General features: G+C 69.1%; 15 protein-coding genes. 11 read left to right on the top strand and 4 right to left on the bottom strand.

The genetic code is table 11. The features are described from left to right. Positions 1-33 precede the first annotated feature (33 nt). From guaB1 to AC3ANP_RS17025, 7 genes are all read left to right on the top strand, one after another. Positions 34-1,500, top strand: a complete 1,467-nt coding sequence (gene guaB1, locus AC3ANP_RS17055) for a GMP reductase (protein WP_488331298.1) — start codon at positions 34-36, stop codon at positions 1,498-1,500. Between the two features lie 252 nt (positions 1,501-1,752). Next, the gene (locus AC3ANP_RS17050; protein ID WP_488331297.1) at positions 1,753-3,108 is read left to right on the top strand and encodes a hemolysin family protein; all 1,356 of its coding nucleotides are present in this window, start codon (positions 1,753-1,755) and stop codon (positions 3,106-3,108) included. Then, positions 3,105-4,166, top strand: a complete 1,062-nt coding sequence (locus tag AC3ANP_RS17045) for a hemolysin family protein (protein ID WP_488331296.1) — start codon at positions 3,105-3,107, stop codon at positions 4,164-4,166. Before AC3ANP_RS17050 ends, AC3ANP_RS17045 begins: the two co-directional genes overlap by 4 nt. A gap of 95 nt (positions 4,167-4,261) precedes the next feature. Then, on the top strand, positions 4,262-5,272 hold the full coding sequence (locus AC3ANP_RS17040) for a metal ABC transporter solute-binding protein, Zn/Mn family (RefSeq protein WP_488331295.1): 1,011 nt from the start codon (positions 4,262-4,264) through the stop codon (positions 5,270-5,272). Next, a complete protein-coding gene (locus AC3ANP_RS17035; protein WP_488331294.1) occupies positions 5,269-6,084 on the top strand; it encodes a metal ABC transporter ATP-binding protein in 816 nt (271 codons plus the stop codon). Before AC3ANP_RS17040 ends, AC3ANP_RS17035 begins: the two co-directional genes overlap by 4 nt. Beyond that, positions 6,085-6,972, top strand: a complete 888-nt coding sequence (locus AC3ANP_RS17030; RefSeq protein ID WP_488331293.1) for a metal ABC transporter permease — start codon at positions 6,085-6,087, stop codon at positions 6,970-6,972. It begins immediately after the preceding gene. Positions 6,973-7,061: 89 nt separating this feature from the next. After that, positions 7,062-7,994 (top strand): hypothetical protein, encoded by a 933-nt coding sequence (locus AC3ANP_RS17025; protein WP_488331292.1) that lies wholly within the window; start codon positions 7,062-7,064, stop codon positions 7,992-7,994. Between the two features lie 13 nt (positions 7,995-8,007). Here AC3ANP_RS17025 and AC3ANP_RS17020 read toward each other — a convergent pair whose 3' ends face one another. After that, positions 8,008-8,499, bottom strand: a complete 492-nt coding sequence (locus AC3ANP_RS17020) for a Fur family transcriptional regulator (RefSeq protein ID WP_488331291.1) — start codon at positions 8,497-8,499, stop codon at positions 8,008-8,010. A gap of 104 nt (positions 8,500-8,603) precedes the next feature. On the opposite strand from AC3ANP_RS17020, the gene AC3ANP_RS17015 reads away from it, so the two are divergent. Then, positions 8,604-9,260, top strand: coding sequence for an MBL fold metallo-hydrolase (locus tag AC3ANP_RS17015; protein ID WP_488331290.1), 657 nt, complete (start codon positions 8,604-8,606; stop codon positions 9,258-9,260). Here the strand turns inward: AC3ANP_RS17015 and AC3ANP_RS17010 are convergent, their stop codons facing one another. After that, positions 9,261-10,355, bottom strand: coding sequence for a PLP-dependent cysteine synthase family protein (locus AC3ANP_RS17010; RefSeq protein ID WP_488331289.1), 1,095 nt, complete (start codon positions 10,353-10,355; stop codon positions 9,261-9,263). A gap of 47 nt (positions 10,356-10,402) precedes the next feature. Here AC3ANP_RS17010 and AC3ANP_RS17005 point away from each other — a divergent pair, with 47 nt between their 5' ends. Then, positions 10,403-11,263, top strand: coding sequence for a sulfurtransferase (locus AC3ANP_RS17005; protein WP_488331288.1), 861 nt, complete (start codon positions 10,403-10,405; stop codon positions 11,261-11,263). Here AC3ANP_RS17005 and AC3ANP_RS17000 read toward each other — a convergent pair. Both AC3ANP_RS17000 and AC3ANP_RS16995 read right to left on the bottom strand, forming a co-directional pair. Beyond that, positions 11,260-12,624 carry an HNH endonuclease gene (locus AC3ANP_RS17000; RefSeq protein WP_488331287.1) on the bottom strand — a complete coding sequence of 455 codons (1,365 nt, stop codon included), beginning with the start codon at positions 12,622-12,624 and terminating at the stop codon, positions 11,260-11,262. The two genes, AC3ANP_RS17005 and AC3ANP_RS17000, sit on opposite strands and share 4 nt — an antisense overlap. A 77-nt stretch (positions 12,625-12,701) precedes the next feature. Continuing rightward, positions 12,702-13,352: a LysE family translocator gene (locus tag AC3ANP_RS16995; protein WP_488331286.1), complete on the bottom strand. Its 651-nt coding sequence runs from the start codon at positions 13,350-13,352 to the stop codon at positions 12,702-12,704. A 102-nt stretch (positions 13,353-13,454) separates the two neighbouring features. On the opposite strand from AC3ANP_RS16995, the gene AC3ANP_RS16990 reads away from it, so the two are divergent. Both AC3ANP_RS16990 and AC3ANP_RS16985 read left to right on the top strand, forming a co-directional pair. Continuing rightward, entirely contained in the window at positions 13,455-14,621 is a 1,167-nt protein-coding gene (locus tag AC3ANP_RS16990; protein ID WP_488331285.1) for an NAD(P)-dependent alcohol dehydrogenase, read from the top strand. After that, positions 14,618-15,046: an HIT family protein gene (locus AC3ANP_RS16985; RefSeq protein WP_488331284.1), complete on the top strand. Its 429-nt coding sequence runs from the start codon at positions 14,618-14,620 to the stop codon at positions 15,044-15,046. Before AC3ANP_RS16990 ends, AC3ANP_RS16985 begins: the two co-directional genes overlap by 4 nt. The last annotated feature ends 28 nt before the right edge of the window (positions 15,047-15,074 follow it).

Here is a 15,074-nt window from a genome sequence, read left to right as displayed (position 1 = left end):
CCGGTGGGATCCCCCTTCCAGCGAGGAGCTGCCGTGCGTTTTCTGAATGAGCCAACCACCGACCTGACCTACTCCGACATTTTCCTGGTGCCGTCCCGCTCCGACGTCATCTCCCGGCACGATGTGGACCTCTCGGCGGATGACGGCACCGGTTCAACAATCCCGCTGGTGGCGGCCAACATGACGGCGGTGACCGGAAAACGGATGGCGGAGACGCTGGCGCGCCGCGGCGGACTGGCCGTCCTGCCGCAGGATGTGCCCCTGGAGGTGCTGCGCGACGTCACCGCCTGGATTAAAGGACGCCACGCCGTGATCGAGACGCCGGTCAGCCTGTCAGCCTCGGACACGGTCATCGACGCGCTGCACCTGATGGGCAAGCGGCCGCACGGCGCCGTGGTGGTGCTGGACGACGCCGGTGCCGTCGCCGGCGTCGTGCGGGCGGCGGACTTTGAGGGCCAGGACCGCTTCGCGTCGCTTGCCTCGGTGCTGCGCCAGCAGCCGCTGGTGCTGGATGCCGCCGAGTTCGACGCCGGCACCGAGGCGGGTGCCGTGACGGCGCCGCTCCGGCGGGCTTTCGACGCGATGGAATCCGCCGGCACCGATTTCGCCCCCGTCCAGCGCGACGGTGTGTTGGCCGGGGTGCTGACCCGGAAGGGCGCCCTGCGGTCCACGCTGTACCGGCCCTCGCTCGACGCGGACGGTGCACTGAAGGTCGCCGCGGCTGTCGGCATCAACGGCGACGTCGCCGGGAGGGCCGCGGCGCTGCTCGCCGCCGGCGTCGACGTGCTGGTACTGGACACCGCCCACGGCCATCAGCAGAAGATGTTCGATGCCCTGGCCGCGGTCCGGAGCCTGGGCCCGGGCGTCCCCGTCGTGGCTGGCAACGTCGTCACGGCCGAGGCGACCCGTGAACTGATCCAGGCCGGCGCGGACATCGTCAAGGTCGGCGTCGGGCCCGGCGCCATGTGCACCACGCGGATGATGACAGCAGTGGGCCGCCCGCAGTTCTCTGCCGTGCTGGAATGCTCGGCCGCGGCGCGCGCCGCCGGCGGCCGGGTCTGGGCGGACGGCGGGGTCCGGTATCCCCGGGACGTGGCCCTGGCCCTCGCTGCGGGTGCGAGCCAGGTCATGATCGGTTCCTGGTTTGCCGGCACGCACGAGAGCCCGGGTGACCTGCAGCTCGATGCGAACGGACGGCACTTCAAGGAGAGCTTTGGCATGGCCTCCGCACGGGCGGTGCAGAACCGCAACCAGCGCGAAGGGGCCTTCGAAAAGGACCGCAAGGCGCTCTTCGAGGAGGGTATCTCCACCTCGCGGATGTACATCGATCCCGCCCGCCCCGGGGTCGAAGACCTGCTGGACATGATCACCGCCGGGCTCCGGAGTTCGATGAGCTACGCCGGCGCCGCCGATCTGGCAGCCTTCCGCGAGCGGGCCGTCGCCGGCATCCAGTCCGCGGCGGGCTACGAGGAAGGACGGCCCGTGCCGCAGAGCTGGTGATGCTTGCTCCTGTAGACTGACATTCTTATGGACAGTAAATCTAGGTGCCGGCCTGGGGGCTGTCAGCGCGGAACACGACCCGTTCCCGCCCAGTCCACCCGCAGAGCCGGCAAACCCCGTTCACGCGCCCATCACCTCCCCGCCGCCGAGCAGTGCGGCAGCCTCCACGAAGCAGGGTCCGCCACGTCGGACCATCCTCCGCCGGAACGAACTTTCCTGCCCGCGCTCCCGCCGTCCAAAGCGGAGCGCTAAGTGGAATGGCTCCTGCTCGGAGCAGGACTGCTCCTCATCCTCGGCACCGGCTTCTTCGTCGCCGTGGAATTCTCCCTCGTCGCGCTCGACCAGGCCACTGTTCAACGGGCCGTGGATAACGGCGACGCTGCCGCCGCGCCGCTGCTCAAGTGCCTCAAGTCCCTCTCCACCCAGCTCTCCAGCTGCCAGCTCGGCATCACCTTGACCACGCTTCTCACCGGTTATGTGATGGAGCCGTCGGTGGGCAAACTGCTGCAGGGCCCGCTGAGTGCCGTCGGCCTGCCCGAAGCCGCGGCCACCTCGGTCTCGCTAGTCATTGCCATGGCCCTGGCGACCCTGCTTTCGATGCTGCTTGGCGAGCTGGTCCCCAAGAACGCCGCCATCGCGTTGTCATTCACGGTGGGCAAGGCCGTGGCGCGCCCGCAGCTGGTCTTCACCGCCATCTTCAGGCCGGCCATCATTGTGCTCAACGGCTTCTCCAACAAGGTGCTGAACGTCTTCGGCCTCGAAGCGAAAGAGGAGATTTCCGGGGCCCGCACTCCGGCGGAGCTGGCTTCCCTGGTACGCCGCTCGGCCGCGATGGGAACCCTGGACGAACGCACCGCGAACTTCGTCTCCCGCACGCTGAAGTTCTCCGGCCGGACGGCCGCGGACGTGATGACGCCCCGGATCCGGGTGGAAACGATCGACAGCCACCAGCCGGTCTCGGACATTGTGGAGGCGGCCAAGCGCACGGGCTACTCCCGCTTTCCCATCATCGGCGAATCCTCGGACGACATCCGCGGGCTGGTGCACATCAAAAAGGCCATCGCGGTCCCGCCGGACCGGCGGCACAAACTGGAAGCCGGCGCCATCATGACCGACGTGCTCCGGGTGCCCGAAACTATCCATCTGGACGGCCTGCTCGCCGAACTGCGCGAGGGAAACCTGCAACTGGCGGTGGTGCTGGACGAATACGGCGGCACCGCAGGAATCACCACGCTGGAGGACCTCGTGGAGGAAATCGTCGGGGAAGTCGCCGATGAACACGACCGCGTCCGGCCGGGGCTGCTGCAAAGCGCCTCGGGGGACTGGTACTTCCCGGGACTGCTCCGGCCGGACGAGCTCTCCGAACAGATCCCGGGGCTGAGAGTGCCGGACGAGTCAGCCTACGAAACCGTGGGCGGCTATGTCATGAGCGAGCTCGGCCGCATCGCCTCCGTCGGTGACACCGTCGACGTCGGGGGCGGCACGCTCAGCGTGACCCGGATGGACGGACGCCGGATTGACCGGATCTGCTTCAAACCGGCGCCGCCGGAGCGCCACGGCGGCGTCGAAGGTCGCATTGACGCGGCCGGAACGGCCGGTGCAGCATGAGCGACTGGCTGGGACTCCTCTGGCTCGCCGTACTCCTGGTGGGCAACGCCTTCTTCGTGGCTGCCGAATTTGCCGTCATGTCCGCGCGCCGCAGCCAGATTGAACCGCTGGCCGACGCGGGCTCCAAGCGTGCCCAGACCACGCTGCGGGCGATGGAAAACGTCTCCCTCATGCTGGCGTGCGCCCAGTTGGGCATCACCGTCTGTTCCCTGCTGATCCTGCAGGTCGCGGAGCCCGCAATCCACCACCTGTTGGCGGTCCCGCTGCGAGCGGCGGGCGTGCCGGTGGAGATTGCCGCCGTCGCGGCGTTCGCCATGGCGTTGCTGGCCGTCACCTTCCTGCACGTGACGTTCGGCGAAATGGTGCCGAAAAACATTTCGGTGTCCGTCGCGGACAAGGCCGCGCTGCTGCTGGCGCCGCCGCTGATTTACATTGCCCGTGCCGTCAAGCCGGCGATTGTGGCGCTGAACTGGTCCGCGAACCACATTCTGCGGCTGATGCGGATCGAGCCGAAGGCCGAGGTGACGTCCTCCTTCACCCTGGAGGAAGTGCAGTCCATCGTGCAGGAGTCCACCCGGCACGGACTGGTGGACGACGACGCGGGGCTGATCACGGGTGCCCTGGAGTTCTCCGAGTACACCGCATCCCAGGTCATGGTCCCGCTGGAAAAACTGGTGATGCTCAAGGCCGCCACGACACCGGAGGAGTTCGAGAAGGCGGTGAGCCGGACCGGTTTCTCCCGCTTCCCCATGCTGGACGAGGACGGGATGCTCGCCGGTTACCTCCACATTAAGGACGTGCTGCCCATCCCGGAGGCCGGGTACTCGCACCCGATAGCGGAGAGCCGCATCCGTTCGCTGGCCAACCTCGCGATGGACGACGAGATCGAAGAGGCCATGTCGGTCATGCAGCGCACCGGCTCCCACCTCGCCCGGGTGATCGGCCCGGACGGGCATACCCAGGGAGTGCTGTTCCTGGAGGATGTCATTGAGCAACTCGTCGGGGAGATCCGGGATGCCACCCAGGCCACTGACTACCGGAGGCTTGGGCAGAAGTAGGCCCGGCAGCGGTCTGCCCTAATGGGAATCATTCCCATCTGGGGTAGACTTGCTGTATTGCTAACGCTTCTCAATAACAGATCCGAGGTCTTCCCGTGCGCCGTACCGCCGCCGCAGTGTTCCTCGCCGGCCTTAGCAGCCTGCTGCTGACCGCCTGCGGCCCGACGCCGGGCAGCGCCCGGGCAGGCTCCGGCGACGGAGTGGTGGACGTTGTCGCCTCCACCAGCGTGTACGGCGACATCGTCCGGACCATTGGCGGCGACAAGGTCCGGGTCACTTCGATCATCAGCCGGACCAGCCAGGACCCGCACTCCTACGAGGCCACCAGCCAGGACAAGCTGGCCGTTTCCAAGGCCCAACTGGTCGTCGAAAACGGCGGCGGCTACGACGACTTCCTCGCCAAGCTGGCCGGTGACACCGGGCTGGACCCGGCAAACCTGCTTAACGCGGTCGAGGTCTCGGGGTTAGCGGCCGGCGCCTCGGAGCCGGCCGCCAGCGCTACCTCGGAGCCGGCCGCCAGCGCTACCGGGGACCCCAGCCACGACGGCCACAGCCACGCCGCCGACGGGGTCAACGAACATGTCTGGTACAGCACCGCCGCCATGAGCCGCTTTGCCGACGCCTTGGCGGACCGGCTGGCCGCGCTGGAGCCCGCCTCGGCCGCCGATTTCAAGACCAACGCCGCCGCCCTGAAGCGGGATCTGACCGGACTGGACACGAAGCTGGCGGCCTTGCATGCTGCCGCTGACCACGGCGGGGTGGCCGTCACCGAACCGGTGCCGCTGTACCTGCTGGAAGCCGCCGGCCTCGAGAACCTGACCCCGCCGGAATACAGTTCGGCGATCGAAGCAGGCTCGGACGTGCCGCCGGCGGTGCTCCGGTCCGCGATCGACGTCGTCAAGTCCGGCAAGATCCGCCTGCTGGCCTACAACCCGCAGACGGAGGGCCCGCAGACCCAGGCGCTGAAGGCGGCGGCCGTAGCCGCCGGCGTCCCCGTCGTCGATTTCGCCGAAACGCTGCCGGACGGCAAGAGCTACCTGCAGTGGATGTCCGACAACGTTGAGAACCTGGCCAAGGCCCTTGACCAGGGCGCGAAGACTCCGTGACGCCGGTTGTCAGCCTCCGTGGAGCCGGGCTGAAATTCGGCCAACGGACCCTGTGGGAGAACCTGGACCTGGACATCAACCCCGGCGAGTTCTTTGCCGTGCTCGGCCCCAACGGCAGCGGCAAGACGACCTTCCTCAAAGTCCTGCTCGGACTGCAGGAGCTCAGTGCCGGCACGGCCCTGCTGGACGGCCAGCCGATCGCCCGGGGCAACCGGCGGATCGGCTATGTCCCGCAACAGGAATCCTTTGACCCGGACACGCCGCTGCGCGCACGGGACCTCGTGGGCCTCGGCGTCGACGGCCACCGGTGGGGGATCCGCCTCAACGGGGCCAAGGTCAACCGCAGGATCGACACGCTGCTGGACCAGGTCGGGGCCCTGGACTACGCCAAAGTCCCGGTGGGCCAGCTGTCCGGCGGGGAACAGCAGCGGCTGAGGGTGGCGCAGGCCCTGGCCACGGACCCGAAGGTCCTGCTCTGCGACGAGCCGCTGTTGTCGCTGGATCTCCAGCACCAGCAGGCCGTCAGCTCCCTGATCAACGACCAATGCCGGGAACAGGACAGCGCCGTTGTGTTCGTGACCCACGAAATCAACCCGGTGATGGACTACGTTGACCGGGTCCTGTACCTTGCCGGCGGCCGCTTCCGGATCGGCACCCCGGAGGAAGTCATGACCACCGAGGTGCTCTCCAAGCTTTACGGCAGCCGGGTCGAGGTGATCCGCGCCAACGGACGGATGATCGTGGCGGGCATCCCGGATGCCGTCACCCACCACCATGAGGACGCGCACGCCGTCGCCGGAGAGGTGGGCTGAATGGACCTGGACAACGTGCTGCACTCCATTTTCAACTTCGAAAACTACGGCGAACTGCTGGCCCTGGTGCAAAACTCCATCTGGGCCGGCGCGGTGCTGGGCCTGCTCGGTGGCCTGGTGGGCACTTTCGTGATGAAGCGCGACCTGGCCTTCGCCGTCCACGGCATTTCCGAGCTTTCCTTCGCCGGTGCTGCGTTCGCACTGCTGGTCGGCGCCGACGTCGTGCTCGGTTCGCTGGCCGGGTCCGTGGTCGCGGCGCTCCTGCTGGGCCTCATGGGCGTCCGGGCCCGGGACAAGAACTCGACGATCGGCGTGATCATGCCGTTTGGTCTGGGCCTGGGCATCCTGTTCCTCTCGCTCTACGAGGGCCGGGCGGCGAACAAGTTCGGCCTGTTGACCGGCCAGATCGTCTCGGTCGGGACCGTGCAACTGCAGGTTTTGGCGGGAGCCGCCGTCGTGGTGATGCTGGCGCTCGTGGCCATCTGGCGGCCGCTGACGTTCGCGAGCGTCGACCCCGCCGTGGCCGCTGCGCGCGGCGTGCCGGTCAGGGGCCTCGCGCTGGGCTTCATGCTGCTGCTGGGGTTCGGCGTGGCCCTTTCCATCCAAATCGTCGGAGCGCTGCTGGTCCTGGCGCTGCTGATCACGCCGGCTGCCGCGGCCCTGCGGGTGACGTCGTCGCCCCGGCTGGTCGTGGTGCTCAGCGTGACCTTCGCCGTGACGGCCACGGTGGGCGGCATTCTGCTGGCTCTCGGCGGCAGGCTTCCGATCAGCCCGTACGTGACGACGCTGTCGTTCCTGATTTACGTGGTGTGCCGCTTAATTGGCGGCGTCCGTGCACGGCGCGGCCTGAACGGACGGGTGCTGCGGCCTTTGACCCCTGCCGCCTGAGTCAGCCGCCTGAGTCAGCCGCCCGAGCGTCGGCCGATCCGCTTTCGGGGCGCCGGCTGCCGGCCGCTGGGATGCCGTACAGTGCTGCCATGGGGGATCAGGTCCGGAACATGCTGCGGTGCGGCGTGCGCGCGGCGGCAGTCGTGATGCTGCTCTTGGCCGCGTCTGCCTGCGGTGTCGAACCGCGTCAACCGGACCTGTCCACCCGGAAGGAGTTTGCCCGGAGTGTCATGGCCGCGGCCGTGTCAGGCTCAGTGGAGCGCATCGAGGGCCTGGTCAGTCCCGTGTTCAGCAATGCCCGGCCCGAGGCCGAGCAGTTGGTGGACGCCACCCGCGGCTGGGTCCCGGGTTCCTGGCAGGTCGACCTCAGCACCGACTTTCCGCAGGTAGCCAACGTCACCGCCTCGCAGAACGGGCAAGCCCGCACTGTCCGCTACCAAATCTCGTGGATCGATGAGCGCTGGACCCTGGTGATGGGCAAGCCGAAGAACCCGCCGAGCGGCGGCGCGAAACCCATCGGCCCGGGCGCGCAGCCCACCGGCCCCGGCGCCGACCCGAAAATTGTGGCGGGGGCGTCCAGCCTGCCGACGACGTCGACCCCGGCCCCCTCGGTGTGTCCGGCCAGCATGGCTGGAGCGGGGGTAGCGCCTGGACCCGTGTACGGGGCCGTTGCACTGAGCTGCCGCACCTTTACCTCAACGTGGGGCACTGTGCGCGGCCAAAACATGTACTGGCTGACGGCCACGCCGCTCCACCTGGGCTTCGACCGGATGAACGGCGCGTTGACCATGGTGGTCCGGATGCCGTGCGGCGTGCTGAACGTGCCGGTCGCGGTGGACGATTTCGGGATGTCTCCCGACCCGGCCAGGATGACGGAGTCGGCGGACGGCTGCGCCGGCCCGGAGGCGGACCACCGATCCTGGGCCAGCGCCTATTTTAAGGAACCCGTGGTGTGCCACCTCGACTCCTCGGAGCTGGTGCTCACCAGCCAGCTCGGCCAGGTCCGGTTCAGGCAGGACTGAGCGGCGGGTGCCGCTACTGTCCACCCTCCAGCGCCGTGCACTCGGGGCACAGTCCGAAGATTTCGACGGTGTGCTCGACGGCGGTGAAGCCGTGCTCTTTCGCGATCCGGGCCGCCCAGGCCTCGACCGCCGGCGCCTCGACCTCGACGGCTTTGCCGCAGTTGCGGCACAGCAGGTGGTGGTGGTGCCCGGTCACGGCGCAGCGGCGGTACACGACCTCGCCGTCGGCGTTGCGCAGGACATCGACCAGCCCCTCGTCGGCGAGCGACTGCAGGATCCGGTAGGAGGTGGCGAGGGAGACGGCACTGCCACGCTCCCGCAGGATGCGGTGCAGTTCCTGCGTGCTGACAAAGTCGTCCAGGGAATCCAGTGCAGCGCCCACGGCAACCCGCTGCTTGGTCACGCGCTGTTCCTTGCCGGCCTGCTCCTTGGCGGCCTGCTCCTTGGCGCCGGCGACTGCCACGGCCGGGGCCCGGTTGCCGCCGGTGGGGGCACCCTGGGACATGATGAAACTCGCTTCGCTGGGGGTTGTGCTGCGGGACGGGCAGCTTCCAGATTACCAGCCGGGTACCGTGGACACCGCGTCGGAAGGCCCCCTAGGCTGGCCGGATGAAGCTGACGAAATTCACCCACGCCTGCGTCCGGCTCGAGCAGGAGGGCCGGGTGCTGGTGCTGGACCCCGGGACGTTCTCCGAGACGGAGCAGGCTCTCGACGGTGCGGCCGCGGTGCTGATCACCCACGAACACCCGGACCACCTCGACGTGGACGCCGTGTCCGCTGCGTTGCTTGCCGACCAACAGCTGCAGCTCTTCGCACCCGAGGCTGTGGCAACGCAGCTGCGTGCGGCGGCGTCGGGGGCTGCGGACCGGATCCACACGGTTGCGGGCGGCGAGAGCTTCGAGGCGGCCGGGTTCGATGTCCGGAGTTTCGGCGGCCAGCATGCCCTCATCCACCCGCAGATCCCGGTGGTCGCCAACCTCGGCTATCTGGTGGACTCCAACGTGTACCACCCGGGGGACTCCTTTACGGTTCCCGATGGTGTCGACGTGCAGACCCTCCTGGTGCCGATCCATGCACCGTGGAACAAGGTCGGCGAAGTGGTCGACTTTGTGATTGGGGTCCGGGCGCCGCGGGCCTTCCCGGTCCACGACGCCCTGCTGAACGACACCGGACGGGGGATGATCGAAGCGCACGTGACCCGGATCGGCGCCAGATACGGGACGGAGTACCGGCATCTTGCCAGCGGCGAATCCGTGGACGTGTAGCTAGCCGGACCAGGTCCCGCTGGCGATGAACTCGCGGATCACTGCCTCGTACGGTTCCGGGTCCAGTCCCTGGGCGCGGAGCCACTCGGGGCTGTAGTAATTACCGGAGTACCGGTCACCGGCGTCGCACATCAACGAGACCACACTGCCGCGGCGGTCCTCGGCGATCATGCCGGCAATGAGCTGCCACACGCCCCACAGGTTGGTCCCGGTGGACGGGCCGGCGTGAATTCCCGCGTGGTCGCGCAGGTGGCGCATGGCGGCCACCGAACCGGCGTCGGGCACCTGGATCATGTGGTCGATGACGGCCGGCACAAAGCTTGGTTCCAGCCGTGGCCGGCCGATCCCCTCGATCCGGGACGGACGGCCCGCCTCGGCGGGCCCGGCGTTACCGTCGCGGTCGGCCAGCCAGGCGGGGAAGAAGGCGGAATTTTCCGGGTCGACGACGGCGAGCCGGGTGGAGTGGCGCCGGTAGCGGAGGTAGCGGCCGATGGTCGCGCTGGTTCCGCCCGTGCCTGCTCCCACCACGATCCAGTCCGGGACCGGCTGCTCCTCAAGCGCCAACTGGCCGAAAATGGATTCGGCGATGTTGTTGTTGCCCCGCCAGTCGGTGGCGCGCTCCGCATAGGTGAACTGGTCCATGTAATGGCCGCCGGTGCTGCGCGCCAGGTCTTCGGCCGCGGAGTAGACCTCCGAAGCATGGTCCACCAGGTGGCAGGCGCCGCCGTACTGCTCGATCAAGGCGATTTTTTCCCGGCTGGTGGTCCGGGTCATCACCGCGATGAACGGCAACCCCAGCAACCGGGCGAAATACGCCTCGGATACGGCGGTGCTGCCGCTGGATGCCTCCACGATGGTGGTGCCTTCCCGGATCCAGCCGTTGACGATCCCGAACAGGAACAGTGAGCGGGCCAGCCGGTGCTTGAGGCTGCCGGTGCGATGGGTCGATTCGTCTTTGAGGTACAGCTGGATGCCCCAGTGCTCCGGCAACGGCACCGAAAGCAGGTGGGTGTCGGCGGACCTGTTGTTTTCCGCGTCGATCCGGCGGATGGCTTCGTCGGCCCAAAGCCGTTGGTGCTGGCGCGCTGTCGTCACCGCACCAGCCTACCGGCGGCGGCGACGGCCAGGATTAGAGTGGGCGGATGGAAACCCTGATTGTTGTGGAAGAACTCAAGGACCGGCTGGATTCCGGCGCACGGACTGTGCTGCTGGACGTCCGCTGGGCGCTCGGCGACCCGCACGGCAGGGACCACTACCTGGCGGGGCACCTGCCCGGCGCGGTCTTCGTCGACCTCGCCACCGAGCTGGCCGGTCCGCCAGATCCGAGCCGCGGCCGCCACCCGCTGCCGCCGCCTGAGCAGTTCCAGCGTTCTGCCCGTTCCTGGGGCATCCGCCAGGGTGATCTGGTGGTGGCCTACGACGACAGCGGCAACCTCGCGGCCGCCCGCCTCTGGTGGATGCTGCGCAATGCAGGGTTCCCGACGGTCCGTCTGCTGGACGGCGGACTGGCGGCCTGGCGCGGCGCCGGCTTCGAAGTCGAAACCGGCGCCGGCGACACGGAACCGGGCGACGTCGAACTGGCTGACGGGGCCATGCCGGCCATCGGCGCCCGCGAAGCCGCTTCCTGGTCCGGGCGCGGGCTGCTGCTTGATGCCAGGGCGGGGGAGCGGTACCGCGGCGACGTCGAGCCCGTTGATCCCCGCGCCGGGCACATTCCGGGGGCCATCAGCGCGCCGACCAGTGCCAACCTGGCCGCCGACGGGCGGTTCCTTCCGGCCGCGGCGCTGCGCGAACGCTTCGCCGGCCTTGGCGTGCAGGCGGGCTTGCCCACGGCCGTGTATTGCGGCTCCGGCGTGACGGCGGCCCACGAAATCGCGGCCCTGGAGATTGCCGGCTTCCCGGCCGCCCTGTTCCCCGGCTCGTTCTCCGAGTGGTCCAACGACCCGTCGAACGACGTCGTCACCGGCACCGCCCCCGGCGGGGACGCGGTAGCGGCGGACTAGCGCGGACAGGCCCTCAACAAGCGCAGACCGGGGTTGTCCGGTGCCGCCCGTTGCGGTGTTGTTCCGGGTGGAGCGCTGGTTCCGGGCAGGGGCGGTGCGGTGGAGTGGTAGGTGTGGCCGGTGGGGGTGGTGAGCTCGAGGCTATGCCGTTGGTACCTGTGCGTCTCTTCTGGGAGGGGTTTGCTGGTCCAGCCGGGGGTTTCTTTGGTGTGGTTGCAGGCTTCGCAGAGTCCGGCGCCGTTGGTGTGGCTGGTGGTGCCGCCCTGGCGCCAGGGCACGATGTGGTCCAGGTGCCGGATGGGGGCGTCGCAGTACGGGGTGCGGCAGGTGTGGTCGCGGGCCTGGATGAAGCGGCGGAGCCCGGGTGGGAAGATCCGGGCGCGGGAGTCCATCGCGATGAGGTCGCCGGTGCCCGGGGCGGTGTAGAGCCGGCGGAGCCAGACGTCCAGGGGCTGCGCGCGCTCGGGACGGACCAGGGCCCGGGCCCAGCCGGCGGGGATGGTGCCGTAGCCGGGGAGGCGGGCGGGTTCGCTGTCGGCCTGGAAGAGGGTGCGGTCGGTCATGACGAGCTGGATTTCGATGCTGCTGATCCCGCCGGGGGTGCCGGTGGTGCGTTCGACCAGGGCGTCGGCCATCAGTTGTCCCCGGGACCGGGTGTCCCCGGCAGAGCGCAGGGTGTCGGCGTGCCGGGTGAGGGCCGCGTGCATGGCGACGCCGGCCGCGACCGGGAGCAGGGCGGTGAGGTAGCACATGGTGTCGGGGGCGGGGCGGAGGCTGACGTGGCGTTCGGTTTCGGCGTGCGCGGCGCGTTGGGTGACGGAGCGGGGATCGCGGCGGTAGGCGGCGGCGCGGGCCGCGGCCACAAGGGCCCGGTCGCCGGCGCCGTTGAGGGTTCCGGTGTCGGGGGCGAGTTCTTCGTCGACGGCGGTCCGGTCGGCGGCGGCCAGGCAGGCGGTTTCGCGGACCAGGAGGGTGGCGCGCCATTCGTTGAGCTGCCCGGTTTCCAGCGCCGCAAGGGTGTGCGGCATTTCGGTGACGAGGGCCTTGGCGAGGCCGAGGAGCCGGCTGCCGGTGGCGGGGGATTCGCGCCGGGCCAACGCGATCTGCGCCCCGATCCCGGTGCCGAGCTGGTCGGCGGGGATCCCGGCGTCGGCCTGTTCCCGGCGCTGGGCCAGGTCGAACGCGACGGCGAGCCGGGCCTGCCGGGCGGCAAGGGCCGATTTCAGGTCCTCCAGCTCCCGGATTTCGGTGATCAGGGCGGCTGAACCGGCCGGGACCGGCACGCGGGCGAACGACCGGGCGAGGTCCGTAACCCCCGGCCCCGCTCCTTGAACCACGTCAGGCCCTTGCTTGCCGTCCATGATTCAAGTGAACCAAAGGGGTCAGACAATTCAGATTGCCAGGGTGCAGGTGCAGCACGGCAGGGGACCGGCGCCCGCTAGTGCCCCGGCTCCATGGCGAGTTTCAGGCCGAAACCCACCAGGACCGTCCCGGTGATCCGGTCAATTGTCCGGACCGTGCTGGGACCTTTCAGCCACCTGGTCGCGAAGCCGGTGGCGGAAATCAGCAGGGTGAACCACAGCATGGCCAGCAGGCAGTGGACGCCGGCCAGCAGCACCCCCATCAGCAGGGGCGAGGCGCCGGACGGAATGAACTGCGGAATGGTGGCGATGTAGAAGACACCGACCTTCGGATTGAGGAAGTTGGTCCCGGTACCCGTCAGCCAGCCCCGAAGCCAGGGGCGCCCGGCCGCCGGCAAGGCTTCCGCACCCGGCGCCGGTGCCGTTGGCGCAGACCGGCGCCAGCTCTTCCACAGCAGCGACAGCCCCAGCCAAACCATGTAGGCCGCGCCGGTGAGCGTCAGGAGCCGGTAGGCGAATTCGGACGCCGCCAGCAGAGCCGACACGCCCACCGCGGCGGCGACGCCCCACACGAGGGCCCCGGTGTTGATGCCCAGCGCGGTAGCGAAAGCGTAGCCGCGGGAACGGGAGATAGCGGACCGCAGCACCAGTGCGGTGTCCAGGCCCGGCACCAGGGTCAGCAGACCGGCGACGACGGCAAACGACAATAAGGCCTGGGCGATGGTCACCCTCCAAGGATATGACCGGCAGGACCCCGCCTGGCGCGGCGGGCGACGGGCGCCCCGGCGCTGAAAGTGGCACGGAAACCGGCCCGGGGGTAGCGTCGGACCATGACTCCAGGACGCCCCGTACCACCGCCCCTCGCCAAGCCGCTGCCGGACCTTAACGCCGCCGGCGACGCCGACACCTCCGCCGCGGGTCCCGCCCTCGTCGCGGGCTACGGCGCCACCTCCAGCCGGAGCGGGCTCGTCCCGCTGAAGGTGTCGCGTCGTGCGCCCAAGGACGACGACGTCGAGATTGCGATTGAGTTCTGCGGCCTCTGCCACTCCGATGTCCACGCCACCCGCGGCGAATGGGGCGCGCAAAACTATCCTCTCGTGCCGGGGCACGAAATCGTCGGCCGGGTCACCCGGACCGGCGCGGCCGTTGACGACTTTACCGTCGGTGACCGCGTCGGCGTCGGCTGCCTGGTCGATTCCTGCCGGGAATGCGACAGCTGCCTCGACGGCCTGGAGCAGTACTGCGAAAACGGCAATGTCGGTACCTACGGGGCCCGGGACGCCCGGAACGACGGCGCCGTCACGCAGGGCGGCTACTCCACCTCAATCGTGGTGGACCGCAACTTTGTGCTCCGGGTACCGGAAAGCATGGACCCGGCCGCCGCTGCGCCGCTGCTGTGCGCCGGCATCACCACCTACTCGCCACTGAACCACTTCGAGGTCGAGCCGGGCGACGCCGTCGGCGTCGTGGGGCTGGGCGGACTTGGCCACATGGCCGTCAAGATCGCCAAGGCCATGGGCGCCGAGGTCACCGTCTTCACGACGTCGGAGCGCAAGTTTGAGGCGGCCCGGGAGCTCGGCGCGGACCGGGTGGTCCGCTCCACCGATCCAGCGGCGATGGAGGCAGCGGACCGCAGCATCGACGTCATTATTGACACCGTCGCCGCCCCGCACGACCTCAACCCGTATTTCCGGACGCTGCGGGTGGACGGGGCGTTGTTCCAGCTGGGGCTGCCCTCCGACGCCATGCCGCCGGTCAATCCGGGTTCCCTGATCCGGCGCCGGATTGCCTACGCCGGCTCGCTGATCGGCGGGATCGCCGAGACCCAGGAGATGCTCGATTTTTGCGCGGCGCACGGCGTGGTCTCGGACGTCGAGGTGGTCGGTGCGGACCAGTTGAACGAGGCGTATGACCGCATGGTGGCCGGTGACGTGAAGTACCGTTTTGTCCTGGACGTCAGCACCCTGGGGTCCCCGGCAGAAAAGGCGGATGTATGAGCACCCTGTTTACCAAGATCATCAACGGCGAGATCCCGGGCCGTTTCGTCTGGCGGGAGGATGACGTCGCGGCCTTCCTAACGACCGGGCCGCTGGCCGACGGGCACACCCTGGTGGTCCCCACCGAAGAGGTGGACCGCTGGACTGACGCGCCGCCGGAGGTGCTCGGACGGGTCATGGAAGTGGCGCGCAAGATCGGCGCCGTCCAGGTCGACGTCTTCGACGCGGCCCGGGCCGGACTGATCGTGGCCGGCTACGAGGTCAACCACCTGCACGTGCATGTCTGGCCGTCCCGTTCCATGGCCGACTTTGATTTCGGCTCGGCGGACCAGAACCCGGACCCCGCCAGGCTCGACGCCAACGCAGAAAGGTTGCGCGACGGCCTGCGGAAAGCCGGCCACGCGGAGCACGTTCCGGCGGCCTAAGGCGCAACCGCCACAGGCAACCGTCGCC

This window comes from Arthrobacter sp. JB02-1C, assembly GCF_057748045.1.
This window is presented reverse-complemented; position numbering and strand designations above follow the sequence as displayed.

Excerpts from the sequence above, each read along its gene's own strand:
- AC3ANP_RS17015 (WP_488331290.1), top strand. The coding sequence starts at position 8,604 with ATGAAGCTGACGAAATTCACCCACGCCTGCGTCCGGCTCGAGCAGGAG.
- AC3ANP_RS17045 (WP_488331296.1), top strand. The coding sequence starts at position 3,105 with ATGAGCGACTGGCTGGGACTCCTCTGGCTCGCCGTACTCCTGGTGGGC.
- AC3ANP_RS17000 (WP_488331287.1), bottom strand. The coding sequence starts at position 12,624 with ATGGACGGCAAGCAAGGGCCTGACGTGGTTCAAGGAGCGGGGCCGGGG.
- AC3ANP_RS17005 (WP_488331288.1), top strand. The coding sequence starts at position 10,403 with ATGGAAACCCTGATTGTTGTGGAAGAACTCAAGGACCGGCTGGATTCC.
- AC3ANP_RS16985 (WP_488331284.1), top strand. The coding sequence starts at position 14,618 with ATGAGCACCCTGTTTACCAAGATCATCAACGGCGAGATCCCGGGCCGT.
- AC3ANP_RS17030 (WP_488331293.1), top strand. The coding sequence starts at position 6,085 with ATGGACCTGGACAACGTGCTGCACTCCATTTTCAACTTCGAAAACTAC.
- AC3ANP_RS17025 (WP_488331292.1), top strand. The coding sequence starts at position 7,062 with ATGGGGGATCAGGTCCGGAACATGCTGCGGTGCGGCGTGCGCGCGGCG.
- AC3ANP_RS17020 (WP_488331291.1), bottom strand. The coding sequence starts at position 8,499 with ATGTCCCAGGGTGCCCCCACCGGCGGCAACCGGGCCCCGGCCGTGGCA.
- AC3ANP_RS16990 (WP_488331285.1), top strand. The coding sequence starts at position 13,455 with ATGACTCCAGGACGCCCCGTACCACCGCCCCTCGCCAAGCCGCTGCCG.